Origin of the sequence: Pseudonocardia kongjuensis, assembly GCF_039526905.1 — a bacterium.
Lineage (GTDB): Bacteria > Actinomycetota > Actinomycetes > Mycobacteriales > Pseudonocardiaceae > Pseudonocardia > Pseudonocardia kongjuensis.
Window position 1 is genome coordinate 274,192 of sequence record NZ_BAAAJK010000001.1, and the last position, 16,530, is coordinate 290,721.

Consider the following 16,530-nt stretch of genomic DNA (forward strand, 5'->3'; position numbering starts at 1 on the left):
GCCGCGCCCGGACCTCGTCCGGGTCGACCGACCGGCCGGCAGGAGGCGTGGCAATGGCCGTGGAGACGGGACCCGCGAGGCAGCGCGAGCGCGCCGGACAGGTGCCGCCGGGCACCGGCTGGCCCGAGGAGATCCGCCGCCGGGTGCACGCGCACGTGGCGGACGTCGTCCGGCGGCGCTGCGCCGAGCACGTGCACACCGTGCCGGGCGCCGAGTTCGTGTCCGGCGTGCTCGCCGACTTCGTCGGCCGCGGCAAGTACCTGCGGTCGATGTTCGGCTATCTCGGCTGGCGGGCGGCGGCACCCGACTCCCCCGGCGCGCTGGGCGCGTTCGCCGGGCTGGAGCTGCTGCACGCCTTCGCGCTCCTGCAGGACGACGTGATGGACGGCTCGGTGCAGCGCCGCGGCCGGCCGACCGTGCACGTCCAGCTCGCCGCCTGGCATCGCGCGCAGGGCATGTCCGGCAGCGCCGAGCGGTTCGGCGAGTCCGGGGCCGTGCTGCTCGGCGACCTGTGCCTGGTGTGGGCCGAGCAGGCGATGCGGGAGAGCGGGCTGCCCGCCACGGTGCTCGACCGCGGCTGGCCGCGCTACGACGCGATGCGCTCCGAGCTCGCCGTCGGCCAGTTCGCCGACCTGGTCAACGACGCCCGCCGGGTGCCGGACCTGGACGAGGTGATGGACGTGCTGCGCCGCAAGTCCGGCAACTACACCGTCCGGCGCCCGCTGGAGCTGGGCGCGGCGATGGCCGGGGCGGACGACGAGCTGCTGGCACTGCTCGGCGACTACGGCACGATGATCGGCGAGGCGTTCCAGATGCGCGACGACGTGCTCGGCGTGTTCGGCACCGACGCCACCGGCAAGCCGACCGGCGACGATCTGACCGAGCGGAAGGCGACCAGCCTGGTCGTGCTGGCCCGGGAGCTGGCCGGCCCGTCGGTCCGGTCCCGGTTGGACGCGCTGCTGCTCGGGTCCGACCGGGACGCCCCGGTCGACGTCGACGCGGCCCGCGCCCTGATCGAGTCCACCGGCGCCCGCCGCCGGATCGACGAGCTGATCGGCACCCGGGTGCAGGGCGCGCTGCGGCTGGTCGACGGAGCGGTCGGCGACGGACGGCTCACCGACGACGTCGCCGGGGTGCTCCGTGCGATGGCCGTGCGCTGCGCCGACCGGATCGCCTGAGCGGTGCGGCCCCCGATCGGCGGCGTCCGGCCCGGACCCGATCACCGCTCCCCCGGCGCGCCGTCCTCAACGTCCGGTTCTACGCTCCCGCGCATGGCCGACAGCACCGAGGACAGCACCCCGAACCCCGGCGGCGGACCCGCCCGCACCGGAACCGTCGGCCGGGCCGGACTGCCCCGCCACGAGGTCCCCACGCACTTCGACGACGGCGCGGGCGACTACGACCGGCTGGTCGGGATGAACCCCGGGTACCACGACCACCTGCGCGCCTCGGCCGCCCGGATGCGGCTGCCCCGCGACGGCGCCGGGCTGCGCCTGCTCGACGCCGGCTGCGGCACCGGCGCCTCCACCGCGGCGCTGCTGGCGGCCGCGCCGCGGGCCGAGATCGTCGCGGTGGACGCCTCGGCCGGGATGCTCGCCAGGGCCCGGTCGAAGCCGTGGCCGGCCTCGGTGCGGTTCGTGCACTCCACCGCCGAGTCGCTCGCCGACGCCGGGGTGACCGGGCCGTTCGACGGGATCCTCGCCGCCTACCTGCTGCGCAACCTCGACGACCCGGACGCCCAGCTGCGCCGGTTCCACGACCTGCTCCGCCCCGGCGGCGTGCTCGCCCTGCACGAGTACTCGGTCGCCGACTCGGCGCGGGCCCGGGCGGTCTGGCACGCGGTCTGCTGGGGCGTGATCGTCCCGCTGGGCCGGCTCACCACCGGCGAGACGGCCCTCTACCGGCACCTGTGGCGCAGCGTGAACACCTTCGACGGGATCGGCCGGCTGCGCGACCGGCTGCGCACCGCCGGGTTCGACGCCGTGCACTCCGAGACCATGACCGGCTGGCAGAACGGCGTGGTGCACACCGTGCTGGGGACCCGCCGGTGAGCGTCGCCCCGGCCGACCCGCGCCGGGTCGTGCATCCGCCGGCCGACGGGCTCGGCGACGCCGGCCTGCTCGGCAGGCGGCCGCGGGTCGCGGTGGTCGGCGGCGGGATCGCCGGGCTGGCCGCGGCGACCGGGCTGGCCGAGCGCGGCGTCGTCGTCGAGGTGCTGGAACGCGAGCCCTACCTGGGCGGCCGGGTCGGCGCCTGGCCGGACCGGCTTCCCGACGGCACCGCGGTGTCGATGGGCCGCGGGTTCCACGCGTTCTTCCGGCAGTACTACAACCTGCGCTCGCTGCTGCGCCGCGCCGATCCGGGCCTGCGCAGGCTGGTCGCGCTCGACGACTACCCGCTGATCGACGCCGAGGGCCGCCGCGACACCTTCCGTGGCCTGCCCCGCACCCCGCCGTGGAACGCCGTGCTGTTCGCGCTGCGCAGCCCCACCTTCCGGCCGCGCGACCTGGCCGGGCTCGATCCGCGGGCCGCCGCCCCGCTGGCCGCGGTCTCGGTACCGGCGATCTACGAGGCGCTCGACGACGTCGACGCGCAGACCTTCCTCGAGTCGATCAACTTCCCGCCGGCCGCCCGGCACCTGGCGTTCGAGGTGTTCTCCCGCAGCTTCTTCGCCCCGCCGTCGACCATGTCGGCCGCCGAGCTGGCGACGATGTTCCACATCTACTTCCTCGGCTCGTCCGAGGGGCTGATGTTCGACGTGCCCGACGACGGGTTCGACACCGCCCTGTGGGAGCCGCTGCGGCACTACCTGACCGCCCGCGGCGTCGGCTTCCGGACCGGCACCCGGGTGTCGTCGGTCCAGCGCGATGTCGCGAGTGGACGGTTCCACGTGAATCATTCGTCCGGCGGTACCGAGGTCGACGCGGTCGTCCTCGCCGCGGACGTGCCCGGGCTGCGGGACATCGTCGCCGGGTCCGATCTCGGCCCCGGCGACGGCCCGCCCGCCGTGCCCGCCGGGCCGGACGCGCTGCCCGCCTGGCGGGAGGACGTCGCCGCGCTGGGCAGCGCGCCGCCGTTCCTGGTGTACCGGCTGTGGCTGGACCGCCCGGTGCGCGAGGACCGGCCGCCGTTCCTGGGCACCGGCGGACTGGACCCGCTGGACAACATCTCGGTGCTGGACCGCTACGAGCGCGACGCGGCGACCTGGGCGGCCCGCACCGGCGGCTCGGTCGTCGAGCTGCACGCCTACTCCGCGGCCGTCCCCGCCGGGACCGACGAGGAGGCCTGGACCGCCGAGCTGCGCAGCCGCTGCCTGGCCCGGCTGCACGCGATCTACCCGGAGACCGCGGGCGCCCGCGCCGTCGGCGAGCTGGTGCAGTGGCGCCGGGACTGCCCGATGTTCGGGATCGGTGACTTCGCCCGCCGGCCGGGCGTCGTCACCCCGGTCGACGGCCTGGTGCTGGCCGGCGACGGCATCCGGATCGACCTGCCGGTCGCGCTGATGGAACGGGCCGCGAGCACCGGCTGGCTGGCCGCGAACCGGCTGCTCGCCGGCTGGGGGCTGGCCGGCCATCCGCTGGAGACCGTCCCCACCCGTGGCCGGTTCGGCCCGCTGCGCCGGGCCGCCGAGTACGCGATGCGTTCCCGCTGACCCGTGAGAAGGAAACCGTCATGAGCCTGCTGTCCCGGATCTCGAGCCGCTGGCCGGCGAGCTGGCCGCTGCAGCCGCTGCCGCCATCGGACTGGGCCCGCCAGCGCCCCACCTACGCCGGGGCGGACCCCAAGCTGATCTCCGCCGCGCTGGAGCGGGCCCAGGCCCGGCCGTCCGGGAACTGGTTCGTGCTCGCCTCCTCCCGGCAGGTCCGGGCGGACCGGCCGTTCGGCACCCGGGTCGGCGGGACCGAGCTGGTCGCCTGGCGGGACACCACCGGGACGGTGCGGGTCGGCCCGGGCGCCTGCCCGCACCTGGGTGCCCCGATGGCGCTCGCCGCCGTCGACTGCGGGGAGCTGGTGTGCCGCTGGCACGGGCTGCGCCTGGGCACCCGCTCCGGGCCGGGCTGGGTCCCGTTCCCGGCGCACGACGACGGCGTGCTGGTCTGGGTCCGGCTCGACGAGCTCGGCGGCGAGGACCCGACCGACGCGCCCGTCGTCCCGGCCCGCCCGGCCGGCCGCACCCTGGACGCGGTGACCACGCTGACCGGCGTCTGCGAGCCGGAGGACATCGTCGCCAACCGGCTCGACCCCTGGCACGGGGCCTGGTTCCACCCGTACTCCTTCCAGCGGCTCGACGTCGTGTCCGCGCCGCAGGTCACCGACGTCGGCGAGATCGAGGAGGACGACGACCGGTTCCTGGTGACGGTCACCTTCAAGGTCGGGCCGCGGGTCGGGGTGCCGGTGCAGGCCGAGTTCGTCTGCCCGGAGCCGCGCACCGTGGTCATGCGGATCGTGGACGGCGAGGGCGTCGGCAGCGTCGTCGAGACGCACGCGACGCCGCGCGGCCCGGGCCGCGACGGCCGGCCGCGGACGTCGGTGGTCGAGGCGGTCGTCGCCGGATCGGACCGGCCCGGGTTCGCGATCGCGTCCCGGCTCGCCCCGGCCATCCGGCCGGCGATGGCGGCCGCCGCGACGAAGCTGTGGCGCGACGACCTGGACTACGCCGAGCGGCGCTACGAGATGCGCACCCGGACCGGCTGAGCGCCGGTCACGCCCGCCGGCGCAGCTCCCGCGGCGGCGCGCCGAACCAGCGCCGCGCCGAGCGGGTCAGCGCCGACTGCTCCGCCAGCCCCACCATGCCCGCGACCTGGGTGAACGGCAGGTCCGTGCGGGTGATCAGGCGCTCGGCCAGGTCGCGGCGCGCCTGGTCGACGATCTGCTCGAAGGTGGTGCCCTCGCCCGCCAGGTGCCGTTGCAGGGTGCGCGGGTGCACCCGCAGCAGCCGGGCGACCGCGCCGACCCGGACCGGTCCGCTGCCCAGCGACCGGTCGACGGCGGTCCGGACCCGGTCGGCGACCGTCCGGCCGGGGCGGTCGAAGTGGGTCTCCAGGTAGTCGATCGCGATCGCCCGCACGATCTCGTCGCCGCCCCCGGCCAGCGGCCGCCGGACCAGGTCGGCCGGGACCCGCAGCACCGCCGCCGGCCGGTCGAACCGGACGTCGGCGTCGAAGAAGTCGCGGTAGCGGTCCAGCGCGGCCAGCGGCGGATGCGGCAGGTGCACCGACCGCAGGCCGTAGGCGCCGCCGGCGAGCAGCCGCACGATCCGGTGCAGCACCCCGATCCCCAGGTCGGCGACCTGCGGCGGCATCGGTTCGGTGCTGCCGTACTCCAGCCCGGTCACCCCCGGCGCGGCCTCCGGGTCCGGCACCGTGCCGACCGTCAGCACCGGGCTGTGCACGTACAGGTAGCGCGAGGCGCAGTCCAGCGCGTCGCCGAAGGTCGCCGAGCTCTGCACGGCGACCGCCAGCGGCCCGAGGATCTCCGGGCCCTGCCGCTCGGCCAGCCGCAGCCCCAGGTCCGGGCAGGACAGCTCGCCGGCGGCGGTCTCCAGCACCCGGCCCAGCGAGCGGGTCGGGACCAGCGCGTCCGGATCGGCCCCGTCCACGGCGGCGACCGGGATCCGGAACCGGGCGAACAGCGCGGGCCCGTCGCCCCCCAGCTCACCGACGAGCTCGGGCAGGCCGCGCAGCGCTCTCGCCCGGGTGAGGGATCCCGTCTCCATGGCGCCCGAGGTTAAGTTGTTGTCGCACGAGGTCAAGTTACCCGCGGTAGGTTTCAGGCAGTATCGACGTCGAACAGCACGGCCAGTCAGCGCAGACGACCACGACAGGGAGGCCGCCCGTGACTTCCGGGACACAGCCCAGCAACCCCGCCGGGACCGAGCACCGGGACGTGATCATCGTCGGTGCCGGCCTGTCCGGCATCGGCGCCGCGTGCCGCCTGCAGCAGGAGCTGCCCGGCAAGGACTACGCGATCCTGGAGGGCCGGGCCGACCTCGGCGGCACCTGGGACCTCTTCCGCTATCCGGGCATCCGCTCGGACTCGGACATGTTCACCCTCGCCTACCCGTTCCGGCCGTGGCGCGAGCCCAAGTCGATCGCCGACGGCGCCGACATCCGCCGCTACATCGGCGAGACCGCCGACCAGTACGGCGTCCGCGACCACATCCGGTTCGGCACCAAGGTCGTCGGCGCCTCCTGGGACTCGGCCACCGCCCGCTGGACCGTCGACACCGAGACCGCCGACGGGCCCCGCCGCTACACCTGCGCGTTCCTGTTCATGTGCTCCGGCTACTACGACTACGACCGCGGCTACCAGCCCGAGTTCCCCGGCCGGGAGGACTTCACCGGCACCTGGGTGCACCCGCAGTTCTGGCCCGAGGACCTCGACTGCACCGGCAAGCGGGTCGTCGTCATCGGGTCCGGGGCGACCGCCGTCACGCTGATCCCGTCGCTCGCAGAGCAGGCCGAGCACGTCACGATGCTGCAGCGCTCGCCGTCGTACCTGACCGTGCTGCCCAGCCGCGACCCGGTCGCCGACCGGCTCCGCCGGATCCTGCCCGCGAAGCTCGCGCACACCATCCTGCGCTACCAGTACGTCGCGCTCACCCAGAGCTTCTACCAGCTCGCCCGGCGCCGCCCGGAGCGGGTGAAGAAGGTGCTGCGCGGGCTCGCCCTGCGGTTCCTCAAGGACGAGTCCTACGTGGACCAGCACTTCACGCCGTCCTACGAGCCGTGGGACCAGCGGCTGTGCGTGGTCCCCGAGGGCGACTTCTTCCGGTCGATCCGCGCCGGTGACGCCTCGGTCGTCACCGACCACATCGACCGGATCACCGAGCGCGGCATCCGGCTGCGCTCCGGCGAGGAGCTCCCGGCCGACGTGATCGTCTCCGCCACCGGGCTGTCGCTCAAGCCGCTGGGCGGCATGACGATCCGGGTCGACGGCGAGCAGGTCGACATCGGCAAGACGGTCACCTACCGCGGCCTGATGCTCTCCGGCGTGCCGAACCTGGCGTTCTGCATCGGCTACGTCAACGCGTCCTGGACGCTGCGCGCCGACCTGGTCGCCCGCTACGTGCCGCGGCTGCTCGCGCACATGGACCGGCGGGGCATCGCAGTCGCGACGCCGGCGCCGACCGTGTCGCCGGACCGGCCGCTGCTCGATCTCGCCTCCGGCTACGTCAAGCGTTCCGAGCACCTGTTCCCGCGGCAGGGCCGCAAGGACCCGTGGCGGCTGCGGCAGAACTTCTTCCTCGACGCCATCGGCCTCGGCCGGGCCGACCTGGAGAAGGACATGCTGCTCACCCCGGCGTCCGCGGTCGGGCAGCGCTCGGCCGCCGTCACCGCGCCGTCCGAGGCCGGGATCGCCGCCGACACCCCGACCGAGAAGGAGCTCGCGTCATGAGCCGCACACCGTTCCGCTTCGCCGAGGGCACCGCCGTCGTCACCGGGGCGGCCGGCGGCATGGGCGCGCACATCGCCCGGCTGCTCGCCGAGCGCGGCAGCGATCTCGTGCTGGTCGACCGGGACGGCCCCGGGCTCGACGCGGTCGCCGGCACCGTCCGGGCCGCGCACCCCGGGCTGTCGGTGACCACCGAGACCGTCGACCTGGCCGACCGGGACGCGGTGGACGCGCTCGCCGGCCGGATCCGCGCCGGGCACCCGGAGATCCGGCTGCTGGTCAACAACGCCGGCGTCGCGCTGGGCGGCGACTTCGCCCGGCTCACCCTCGACGAGTTCGACTGGGTGCTGGACGTCAACTTCCGGGCCCCGGTGCGGCTCACGCACGCCCTGCTGCCCGCGCTGACCGCGCGCCCCGGCGGGCACGTCGTCAACGTCTCCAGCCTGTTCGGGCTGATCGCGCCGCCCGGCCAGTCGGCGTACTGCGCGTCGAAGTTCGCGCTGCGCGGCTTCTCCGAGGTGCTGCGCGGCGAGCTCGCCGCGTCCGGCACCACGGTGACCACCGTGCACCCGGGCGGCATCGCGACCGGGATCGCCGAGTCCGCCCGGGTCGGCGTCAACATCCCGGCCGACGAGGCCGCGAAGGGCAAGCGGGACTTCCAGAAGCTGCTGACGTTCCCGGCCGACCGGGCCGCCGAGCAGATCGTCGAGGCCATCGAGAAGCGCCGCCCGCGGCTGCTGATCGGGATCAGCGCGAAGGTCCCCGACGCGCTGGCCCGGCTCGCCCCGGTGAACGGCCTGAAGCTGCTCTCCCGGCTGCTCGGCTCGGCCGGGCGGGCACAGCGGACGGCGGCCGCCCGATGACCCGCTTCGTCGACGCCGGTGGCGCCCGGATCCGGGTCCGCGAGTCCGGCGACCCGGCGGGCGAGCCGGTGCTGCTGCTGCACGGCATCGGCCGCAGCCTGGAGGACTGGGACGACCAGCACGCCCTGCTGTCCGGCCATCGGGTGATCGCCGCGGACCTCGCCGGCTTCGGGTACTCCGGCCGCGCGGACGGGCCGGCCACCCTGGCCCGGCTCGCCGACACCGCGCTGGCCACCCTGGACGCGCTCGGCGAGACCCGGCCGGCGCACGTGATGGGCAACTCGCTCGGCGGCGCCGTCGCGCTGCTGCTCTCCACCCGGGCGCCGGACCGGGTCGCCACCCTGGTGCTGGCCGACCCGGCCGGGTTCGGCACCGAGGTGACGCCCGCGCTGCGGGTGCTCGGCGTGCCGCTGCTGGGCCGGTTCCTGCTCGGCCGGATGGACGAGCGCGCGATCCGGCGCACCGAGCGGTCGCTGTTCGTCGATCCGGCGCTGGTCACCGACGAGCGGGTCGCGCGGGCCATGGAGATCGCCGCCCGGCCCGAGTTCGCGCAGACCTTCCTGGAGATGATCACCGAGCTCGGCACCGTGCGCGGGGTGCGGGCCGGCTGGCGGTCCGCGCTGCTCGCCGCCGCGGCGAAGGCCCCGAAGCCGACCCTGGTCGTCTGGGGCGAGCGGGACCTGATCCTGCCGGTCTCCCAGCTGCGGACCGCCGCCCGCGCGCTGCCGCAGGTCACCACGCACGTGTTCGGCCGGGTCGGGCACATGCCGCAGATCGAGGTGCCGGAGCGGTTCGCCGCGCTCGCCCTGGAGCACATCGGTCAGGCCGGGCGCCGCACCAGCATCTCCAGCGACGCCCGCGCCGGCAGCGCGTAGCCCAGTACGGCGGCGGCCGGGCCCTCGATCGTCAGCCAGGTCCGGGTGCCGCCGCCGGACGGGCGCACGCCGTGGTCCAGCGACAGCCGGACCGGGCCGAGCGCCACGTCCCACGCCCAGGTGCCGAGCCGCTCGTCCAGCTCGGTCACCGTGAACCGCACCTGCGGCACCCCGAACGGGCCGCGCACCGCGCCGGTGGAGCCGGTGCGGATCCGGTCGTCGCGGCAGTCGACCCCGGTGATCAGCGGCGCCCACTCCGGCCAGCGGGCGGGGACCGCGTAGCGCTCCCACACCTCGTCGGCGGGCTGCGGGCCGCGGGCGTGCAGGGTCAGGCGCATCCACCGATCCTGCGCCCCCGCGGGCCGTCGCGCAGCCGGGCCGGGCGGCCCGTACCGTCCGGGTGATGCGGAGTGCACCGTTGCGTGGGGCGTGGATCGCCGCGCTGACCGTCCTGCCCCTGCTGGCGGCCTGCGGGGCCGGCCCGAACCCGGTGACGAACGCGGTCTCCGGGAACGAGGCGCCGGTCGCCGCGGCGGCCGCCGAGCTGGTGCCGGTCCCGCTGGACGTCCCGCCCGGGCTGGGGGACGCCCCGCTGGACCAGCCGCGGGAGGCGCTCGTCCCGCCGGGCTGGACGCTGTCGGTGTTCGCCAGGGTCCCGAACGCCCGGCTCGCCGTGTGGACGCCGGACCGGAACCTGCTCGTCTCGGTCCCGGACGACGGGCGGGTGCTCCTCCTGACCCCGGACGGCGCGCAGCGCAGCCTGCTCGACGGGCTCACCCAGCCGCACGGCCTGGCGTTCTCCCCGGACGGCTCGACGCTGCACGTCGCCGAGAGCAACCGGGTCGTGTCCTACGACTACGCCGGCGGTGCCGCGACCGGGCCGCGGGTCGTCGCCGACGGGCTGCCGGACGCCAACAGCCCGGACCTGCGCGGCGCCTACGGCCACGAGCTGAAGTCGGTCGCCGCCGGACCGGACGGCGCGCTCTACGTCTCGATCGGCTCCACCGGCAACATCTCGGTCGAGGATCTCGCCGCGACGCCACCGCGGGCCTCGATCCTGCGGATCCCGCCGGGCGGCGGGCCTGCCGAACCGTTCGCGGTCGGGGTCCGCAACGGCACCGGGCTGGCGGTCGCCCCGGACGGCGCCGTCTGGACCGCGGTGAACGGCCGCGACAACGTCCCCTATCCCTACGACCGGCCCTACGGCGACGCGTCCGGCTCGTCGTTCGGCGACGTGATCAACCAGTACGTGACCGCGCATCCCGCGGAACCCCTGGCCCGGCTCACCGCGGGCCGGAACCTGGGCTGGCCCTACTGCAATCCCGACCCGGACACCCAGCCCGGCGTGCAGGGCAGCCCGCAGGACCTCACCGACGTGCCGATGGTGCCCGACGCCGAGCTCAATCCCGGCGGGAGCGAGCTCGACTGCGCGACGCTCGCGCCGATGGAACAGGCGTTCCCGGCGCACTCCGCCCCGCTCGGCCTGGCGTTCACCGACGGGGAGCTGCCCGCCCCGTACACCGGTGGTGCGCTCGCCGGGGTGCACGGCTCGTGGAACGCCGATCCGCCGCGTGCCCCCGAGGTCTCCTACTTCCCCTACGCCGAGGGCCGGATGGGCCCGCAGCAGACGCTGGTCGGCGGGTTCCAGGACCCGTCCGGGGCGCGCTGGGGGCGGCCGGTCGCCGCGGTCCCCGGTCCGGACGGGGCCGTCTACATCACCGACGACGACGCCGGCGCCGTCTACCGCCTCGCCCCGCCCGCCTGAGCCCCGCTCGTCCGGCCGATGATCCACGATCGGGAACCGGGACGTCCGGCCGGCGACCGTTCCGGTTCCCGATCGTGGATCATCCGGCGGGTACCGTCGCCGGAATGCGGATCGTGGACTGGGCCGACGAGACCGAGGGCGGCCCGGCCGTCGTCCTGCTGGACCAGCGGGCGCTGCCGCAGCGCACCGAGCACCTGCACCTGACCACCGTCGACGGGGTGATCGACGCCGTCCGGTCGCTCGCCGTGCGCGGGGCGCCCTCACTCGGGATCACCGGCGCCTTCGGCGTCGCGCTCGCCGCGCACCGGCACGGCACCGGCACCCCCGGCGCCCGGGCCGCGGTGCGCGCGGACGCGGAGCGGATCGCGACCGCCCGGCCCACCGCGGTGCCGCTGTCGATCGGGGTCCGGCGCGCACTCGCGGTCCTCGACGGCAGCGCCGACAGCACCGCCAGCACCGCCAGCACCGACAGCGCACCCACCGGCAGCGCGCCCACCCCGGCCGCGGTGCTCGCCGTGGCCCGCGCCGTCGCCGCCGAGGCCGCCGCGGTCAACGCCGCGGCCACCCGGCGGGCCGCCGACCTGGTCCGCGCCCGCTGCCCGGAGCGGCCGCTGCGCGCGCTGACCGTCTGCAACACCGGCCCGCTGGCCGCCGGCCCGGGCGGCACCGCGCTCGGCGCGATCCTCACCCTGCACGCCGACGGGGCACTGGCCGAGGTGCTCGCCTGCGAGACCCGCCCGCTGCTGCAGGGGGCGCGGCTGACCGTGTGGGAGCTGGAGCGGGCCGGGGTGCCGCACCGGCTGTGCGTCGACTCGGCGGGCCCCGCGGCGATCGCCACCGGACTGGTCGACGTGGTGTTCGCCGGGGCCGACCGGATCGCCGCGAACGGCGACGTCGCCAACAAGATCGGCACCTACATGCTGGCCTGCGCGGCGGCCCGCTCCGGGATCCCGTTCGTGGTGGTCGCCCCGGAGGAGACGATCGACCCGCACACGCCGACCGGCGGCGACATCGTCGTCGAGCAGCGCGGTGCCGACGAGGTCCGCGAGCACGGCGGCACCCTCATGACGCTGCCCGGGACGCCCGTCTACAACCCGGCGTTCGACGTCACCCCGCACGAGCTGGTGACCGCGATCGTCACCGAGCACCGGGCGTGGAGTCCCGCACCGTCCGCTTCTGCGCCGCGAAGCGCTGCCCCGCCACGCTGATCTGCGCCTCCGTCAGCAGCCGCGGCTCGCCGACGGCGCGGGCCCGCAGCCACACGTCGCACAGCCATTCGAGCTGCCGGGCGCCGTCGTAGGCGGCGCCGAGGTGCTCGCCGAGCACCAGCGTCCCGTGGTTGCCGAGCACCACCGCGCTGCGGTCGCCGAGCGCGGCGACCGCGTTCGCGACCAGCTCGTCGCTGCCGAACGGGGCGTACCCGGCGACGCGCACCGAGCCGCCGAACATCGCGATCTGGTAGTGCACCGGCGGGACGTCGTCGCGCAGCAACGACAGCGCCACTGCCGCGGGCGAGTGCGTGTGCACCACCGCGGACGTGCCGGGGCGGGCCTGCGCGGCCAGGTGCAGGGCGAGCTCGCTGGTCGGGGCCCGGACCCCGTCGGCGACCGCACCGTCCGGGGTGACCAGCACGACGTCGTCGGCGGTCATCGTCTCGTAGTCCACACCGGACGGGGTGACCGCGATCAGCTCGCCGCAGCGCAGCGAGAGGTTCCCGGAGGTGCCGACGACCAGGCCGTCGCGCACCATCCGGCGGGACCAGGTGCAGAGCGTCTCGCGCGCGGCGTCCGGGTGCATGCGCAGCGACCCTACCCGTCGGTAGCGATGTCCGGCAGGATCGCCGCCATGGACGCCGATGTCATCGTGATCGGGGCCGGTCTCGCCGGGCTCGTCGCCGCAGCCGAGCTCGCCGACGCCGGACGCTCGGTGCTGGTGCTCGACCAGGAACCGGAGCAGAACCTGGGCGGGCAGGCGTTCTGGTCGCTCGGCGGGCTGTTCCTGGTCGACACCCCCGAGCAGCGGCGGACCGGGATCCGCGACTCGCCGGAGCTGGCGCTGTCGGACTGGCTGGGCTCGGCGGCCTTCGACCGGGGTGTCGACGACCCGGCGGGCGAGGACTTCTGGGCCCGCCAGTGGGCGACCGCGTACGTGCACTTCGCCGCCGGGGAGAAGCGGTCCTGGCTGCACGGGCAGGGGGTGCGCTGGCTGCCGGTGGTCGGCTGGGCCGAGCGCGGCGGGCACCTGGCCGACGGGCACGGCAACTCGGTGCCCCGCTTCCACCTCACCTGGGGCACCGGGCCGGGCGTGCTGGAGCCGTTCGTCCGCCGGGTCCGGGAGCACGCCGCCACCGGTGCGATCACGCTGCGCTTCCGGCACCGGGTGGACGGGCTCGCGGTCACCGGCGGCACCGTCGACGGCGTGCACGGCGCCGTGCTCGCCCCGGACACCGCCGAGCGCGGCGCACCGACCAACCGCCACGTCGTCGGCGACTTCACCTTCCGGGCCGGCGCGGTGCTGGTGACCTCCGGCGGGATCGGCGGCGACCACGACCTGGTCCGTGCGAACTGGCCGGACCGGCTCGGGACGCCGCCGCAGCACATGGTCACCGGTGTCCCCGCGTACGTCGACGGCCGGATGCTCGGCATCACCGGTGCGGCGGGCGGGCGGATCGTCAACCGGGACCGGATGTGGCACTACACCGAGGGCGTGCAGAACCACGCCCCGATCTGGCCGGGGCACGGCATCCGGATCATCCCGGGGCCGTCGTCGCTCTGGCTCGACGCCACCGGCCGGCGGCTGCCCGCGCCGAACTTCCCCGGCTTCGACACCCTCGGCACGCTCGCCGCGCTGCGCGCGACCGGGCACGAGCACTCCTGGTTCGTGCTCACCCAGAAGATCATCGAGAAGGAGTTCGCGCTCTCCGGGTCCGAGCAGAACCCGGACGTCACCGGCAAGGACGTCCGGGCCACCCTCGGCCGGGTCCGGCCCGGCGCGACCGCCCCGGTGGAGGCGTTCAAGGAACGCGGCGCGGACTTCGTCGTCGCCGACACCCTCGACGAGCTGGTCGCCGGGATGAACCGGCTGACCGGCGGCACCCCCGAGCTGGACGTCGAGGCGATCCGCCGCCAGGTCGTCGCCCGGGACCGGCAGCTCGGGAACGCCTTCGCGAAGGACCTGCAGGTGGTGGCGATCCACAACGCCCGGCGCACGCTCGGCGAGAAGCTGGCCCGCACCGCGCCGCCGCACGCGCTGCTCGATCCCGCGGCCGGTCCGCTGATCGCGGTCCGGCTGCACGTGCTGACCCGCAAGACCCTCGGCGGCCTGCAGACCGACCTGTCCGGCCGGGTGCTCGACGCCGGCGGCTCGCCGGTGCCCGGCCTGTTCGCCGCCGGCGAGGTGGCCGGGTTCGGCGGCGGGGGCGTGCACGGCTACCGCGCGCTGGAGGGGACGTTCCTCGGCGGCTGCCTGTTCTCCGGCCGGCAGGCGGGGCGGGCGATCGCGCTGGCCACCTGATCCGTCCCGGCGTCCAACCGGCCCCGGCCGGGTGTCACGCGTCCGGGGCACACCGCGCGCCGGCACCGGCCCGGCCGGTCAGGATCCGGGCACCGCGGACGACGCGGACGCCGGGGCACCGCTCCCCCGCGATGCGGCACATCCACGACCGCGCCGGACGGCGCAGGAAGCAGGATCATCGTGAGGACACTCGTGCGCGCCGCAGCCGTCGCCGCGGCCGGTCTCGTCGTCGTCGCGGCGGCGACCGGCACGGCCGCCGCCCAGCCCGCCCCGCCGCCGGAGCCGACCCCGGCCGACCAGGCCGCGCAGCTCGCCTGCGTGCAGGAGCACCTCGATCTCACGACGCTGCCGCAGCAGGCGTTGCAGGACCCGGTGGTGTTCTCCGCGCTGGTGGCCGACGCGGCGCAGAAGTGCGAGGACGTCCGGGCCCCCGCGGTCCCGGCGGCGCCGGCGGTACCCGCGGCACCGGCCGTGCCGGCCGTGCCCGCGGGCTGACCTACAGCAGGTCGCTGCGGCTGAGCACGCCGACCAGGACGTCGTCGGAGTCGACCACCGGCACCACCCGGAAGCCGCGCTCGGACAGCAGCTGCTCGGCGTCGGTGAGCGGATCGTCCGGGTGCACGCCCTCGACGTCGCGGGTCATCACGTTGTCGACGGTCCGGGCCCTGGTGCGGCGGCCGCCGTCCAGCGAGCCGTGCATCAGGTCGGCCTCGGAGAGGATCCCGAGCAGCCGGTCCCGGTCGTCGACCACCGGGACCGCGGTGAACCGGTAGGACAGCAGCACCTCGGCCGCCTCGTCGAGCGCCAGCGTCGGCGGGATCGCGACCAGCCCGCCGTCGGTCATCACGTCGGCGACCCGCAGCGAGGCGAGCGGCCGCCCGCCGACCCGGCCCGCTCCGCGCGGCATCATCGCCTCGGGGAGCGGGCCGATCAGGCCGGCGCCGCCGAACCGGCGGGCGGTCCGGCGGAGCAGGCCGCCGGCCAGCCGGTGCCGCAGCAGGTCGCTGCGGGTGATCACGCCGACCAGCACCCCGCGGTCGACGACCGGGACCAGCCGCAGCTCGCCGTAGACCCGCATCCGGTGCGCGATGATCGAGACGTTGGTGGTCGGCAGCATCGTGACGACCTGCTCGGTCATCGCGTCGCCGACGGTCGCCTCCGGATCGCCGCGGTGCCGCAGCACGTCGACCAGGCTGATGATCCCGACCAGCGAGAACCGCCGGTCCACCACCGGCAGCGCGGAGTAGCGGGACTCGGCCATCCGCTCCTGGGCCCGGGCGAGCGGCGCGTCCGCCCACACGGTGACGACGCGTTCGGTCATGACATCCCGCGCTCGCAGCACCATGCCCCGACGGTAGCCGCGCGACCGTACCGGTGTGGAACGGCCGGGGATCAGGACTCCGACAGCGGCGCGTCCGGCAACGGCCCGAGCAGGGCGAACCCGTCCAGGTAGGGCCCGATGTCGCCGCGCTCGGTCCAGGACCGGAGCTGGTCCGCCGAGCGCCGGGTCACCAGCGCCCTGGCCAGCTCGAAGTCGGTGGTCCGGACGACCACCGCGGCGCCGGCCTCGTCCCCGGAGGACACCCACCGCCAGCCGTCGCCGATCAGTGCGACCGGCGCCAGCCCGGCGACCCGGCCGGCGAAGCGGCCCGCGAACCGGTCCCGCAGCGCGTGCAGGCCCGGGGTGTGCTGGGCGCCCGGTGCGCCGAGCGCGCCGCGCAGGTCCTGCTCGTGGATCAGCACGTCGGCGAGCGGGCGGGTGGTGTGCGCGGCCATCCAGTCGCGCACCGGGCCGGTCAGCGACTCCCACTCGGCGACCAGGGTGGCGATGTCGTCGGCACGCCGCCGCTCGACCTGGCGCCCGGTCCACCCGGCGTCGTGGTCGTCCGGCTCGTCGCCGGCGACGACGTCCGCGCCGAGGCCGACCATGTGCGAGAACAGGTCGCGCACCGTCCAGTCCGGACAGGCGGGCACCCGGCGTCCCGACCGCTCCGCCGGGAGGTCCCGGACCAGGTCGATCACCCGGCGCTGGGCCCTGGCCCACTCCTCGATCTCGTCGATTCCGCTCACGGGCACCGATCCCACCACGCCCGGGCGCGGCCCGCAGTCGGGCGTCACA

16 protein-coding genes are annotated in these 16,530 nt (G+C 75.9%); 11 read left to right on the plus strand and 5 right to left on the minus strand.

Features of this window, described 5'->3' with window-relative positions; translation table 11 throughout:
* Positions 1-53 precede the first annotated feature (53 nt).
* From ABD160_RS01280 to ABD160_RS01295, 4 genes are all read left to right on the plus strand, one after another.
* Positions 54-1,178, plus strand: coding sequence for a polyprenyl synthetase family protein (locus ABD160_RS01280; RefSeq protein WP_344017659.1), 1,125 nt, complete (start codon positions 54-56; stop codon positions 1,176-1,178).
* Between the two features lie 93 nt (positions 1,179-1,271).
* The gene (locus tag ABD160_RS01285) at positions 1,272-2,051 is read left to right on the plus strand and encodes a class I SAM-dependent methyltransferase (protein ID WP_344017660.1); all 780 of its coding nucleotides are present in this window, start codon (positions 1,272-1,274) and stop codon (positions 2,049-2,051) included.
* Entirely contained in the window at positions 2,048-3,652 is a 1,605-nt protein-coding gene (locus ABD160_RS01290) for an FAD-dependent oxidoreductase (RefSeq protein WP_425563562.1), read from the plus strand. The genes ABD160_RS01285 and ABD160_RS01290 overlap by 4 nt, the downstream gene beginning before the upstream one ends.
* 20 nt (positions 3,653-3,672) lie before the next feature.
* The gene (locus ABD160_RS01295) at positions 3,673-4,695 is read left to right on the plus strand and encodes a Rieske (2Fe-2S) protein (protein WP_344017661.1); all 1,023 of its coding nucleotides are present in this window, start codon (positions 3,673-3,675) and stop codon (positions 4,693-4,695) included.
* Positions 4,696-4,702: 7 nt separating this feature from the next.
* On the opposite strand, the gene ABD160_RS01300 is transcribed toward ABD160_RS01295, so the two are convergent.
* On the minus strand, positions 4,703-5,716 hold the full coding sequence (locus ABD160_RS01300) for an AraC family transcriptional regulator (protein WP_344017662.1): 1,014 nt from the start codon (positions 5,714-5,716) through the stop codon (positions 4,703-4,705).
* A gap of 119 nt (positions 5,717-5,835) precedes the next feature.
* Between ABD160_RS01300 and ABD160_RS01305 the strand changes: the two genes are divergently transcribed.
* Genes ABD160_RS01305 through ABD160_RS01315 form a run of 3 tightly spaced genes read left to right on the plus strand, consistent with a single transcriptional unit; the run spans position 5,836 to position 9,133 of the window.
* The gene (locus ABD160_RS01305; protein ID WP_344017663.1) at positions 5,836-7,398 is read left to right on the plus strand and encodes a flavin-containing monooxygenase; all 1,563 of its coding nucleotides are present in this window, start codon (positions 5,836-5,838) and stop codon (positions 7,396-7,398) included.
* Positions 7,395-8,258: an SDR family NAD(P)-dependent oxidoreductase gene (locus ABD160_RS01310; protein ID WP_344017664.1), complete on the plus strand. Its 864-nt coding sequence runs from the start codon at positions 7,395-7,397 to the stop codon at positions 8,256-8,258. Before ABD160_RS01305 ends, ABD160_RS01310 begins: the two co-directional genes overlap by 4 nt.
* The gene (locus ABD160_RS01315) at positions 8,255-9,133 is read left to right on the plus strand and encodes an alpha/beta fold hydrolase (protein ID WP_344017665.1); all 879 of its coding nucleotides are present in this window, start codon (positions 8,255-8,257) and stop codon (positions 9,131-9,133) included. Before ABD160_RS01310 ends, ABD160_RS01315 begins: the two co-directional genes overlap by 4 nt.
* Here ABD160_RS01315 and ABD160_RS01320 read toward each other — a convergent pair.
* On the minus strand, positions 9,079-9,471 hold the full coding sequence (locus ABD160_RS01320) for an SRPBCC family protein (RefSeq protein WP_344017666.1): 393 nt from the start codon (positions 9,469-9,471) through the stop codon (positions 9,079-9,081). The two genes, ABD160_RS01315 and ABD160_RS01320, sit on opposite strands and share 55 nt — an antisense overlap.
* A gap of 65 nt (positions 9,472-9,536) precedes the next feature.
* On the opposite strand from ABD160_RS01320, the gene ABD160_RS01325 reads away from it, so the two are divergent.
* A complete protein-coding gene (locus ABD160_RS01325) occupies positions 9,537-10,898 on the plus strand; it encodes a PQQ-dependent sugar dehydrogenase (protein ID WP_344017667.1) in 1,362 nt (453 codons plus the stop codon).
* A gap of 104 nt (positions 10,899-11,002) precedes the next feature.
* The gene (mtnA, locus tag ABD160_RS01330) at positions 11,003-12,106 is read left to right on the plus strand and encodes an S-methyl-5-thioribose-1-phosphate isomerase (protein ID WP_344017668.1); all 1,104 of its coding nucleotides are present in this window, start codon (positions 11,003-11,005) and stop codon (positions 12,104-12,106) included.
* Here the strand turns inward: mtnA and ABD160_RS01335 are convergent.
* On the minus strand, positions 12,036-12,695 hold the full coding sequence (locus ABD160_RS01335; protein ID WP_344017669.1) for a class II aldolase/adducin family protein: 660 nt from the start codon (positions 12,693-12,695) through the stop codon (positions 12,036-12,038). The two genes, mtnA and ABD160_RS01335, sit on opposite strands and share 71 nt — an antisense overlap.
* Before the next feature lie 48 nt (positions 12,696-12,743).
* Between ABD160_RS01335 and ABD160_RS01340 the strand changes: the two genes are divergently transcribed.
* A complete protein-coding gene (locus ABD160_RS01340) occupies positions 12,744-14,411 on the plus strand; it encodes an FAD-binding dehydrogenase (RefSeq protein WP_344017670.1) in 1,668 nt (555 codons plus the stop codon).
* A gap of 180 nt (positions 14,412-14,591) precedes the next feature.
* Complete coding sequence (locus ABD160_RS01345) at positions 14,592-14,906, plus strand: hypothetical protein (RefSeq protein ID WP_344017671.1); 315 nt, start codon at positions 14,592-14,594, stop codon at positions 14,904-14,906.
* Position 14,907: 1 nt separating this feature from the next.
* Here the strand turns inward: ABD160_RS01345 and ABD160_RS01350 are convergent, their stop codons facing one another.
* Both ABD160_RS01350 and ABD160_RS01355 read right to left on the minus strand, forming a co-directional pair.
* Complete coding sequence (locus ABD160_RS01350) at positions 14,908-15,756, minus strand: CBS domain-containing protein (protein ID WP_344017672.1); 849 nt, start codon at positions 15,754-15,756, stop codon at positions 14,908-14,910.
* A gap of 47 nt (positions 15,757-15,803) precedes the next feature.
* Entirely contained in the window at positions 15,804-16,481 is a 678-nt protein-coding gene (locus tag ABD160_RS01355; RefSeq protein WP_344017673.1) for a maleylpyruvate isomerase N-terminal domain-containing protein, read from the minus strand.
* Positions 16,482-16,530 lie beyond the last annotated feature (49 nt).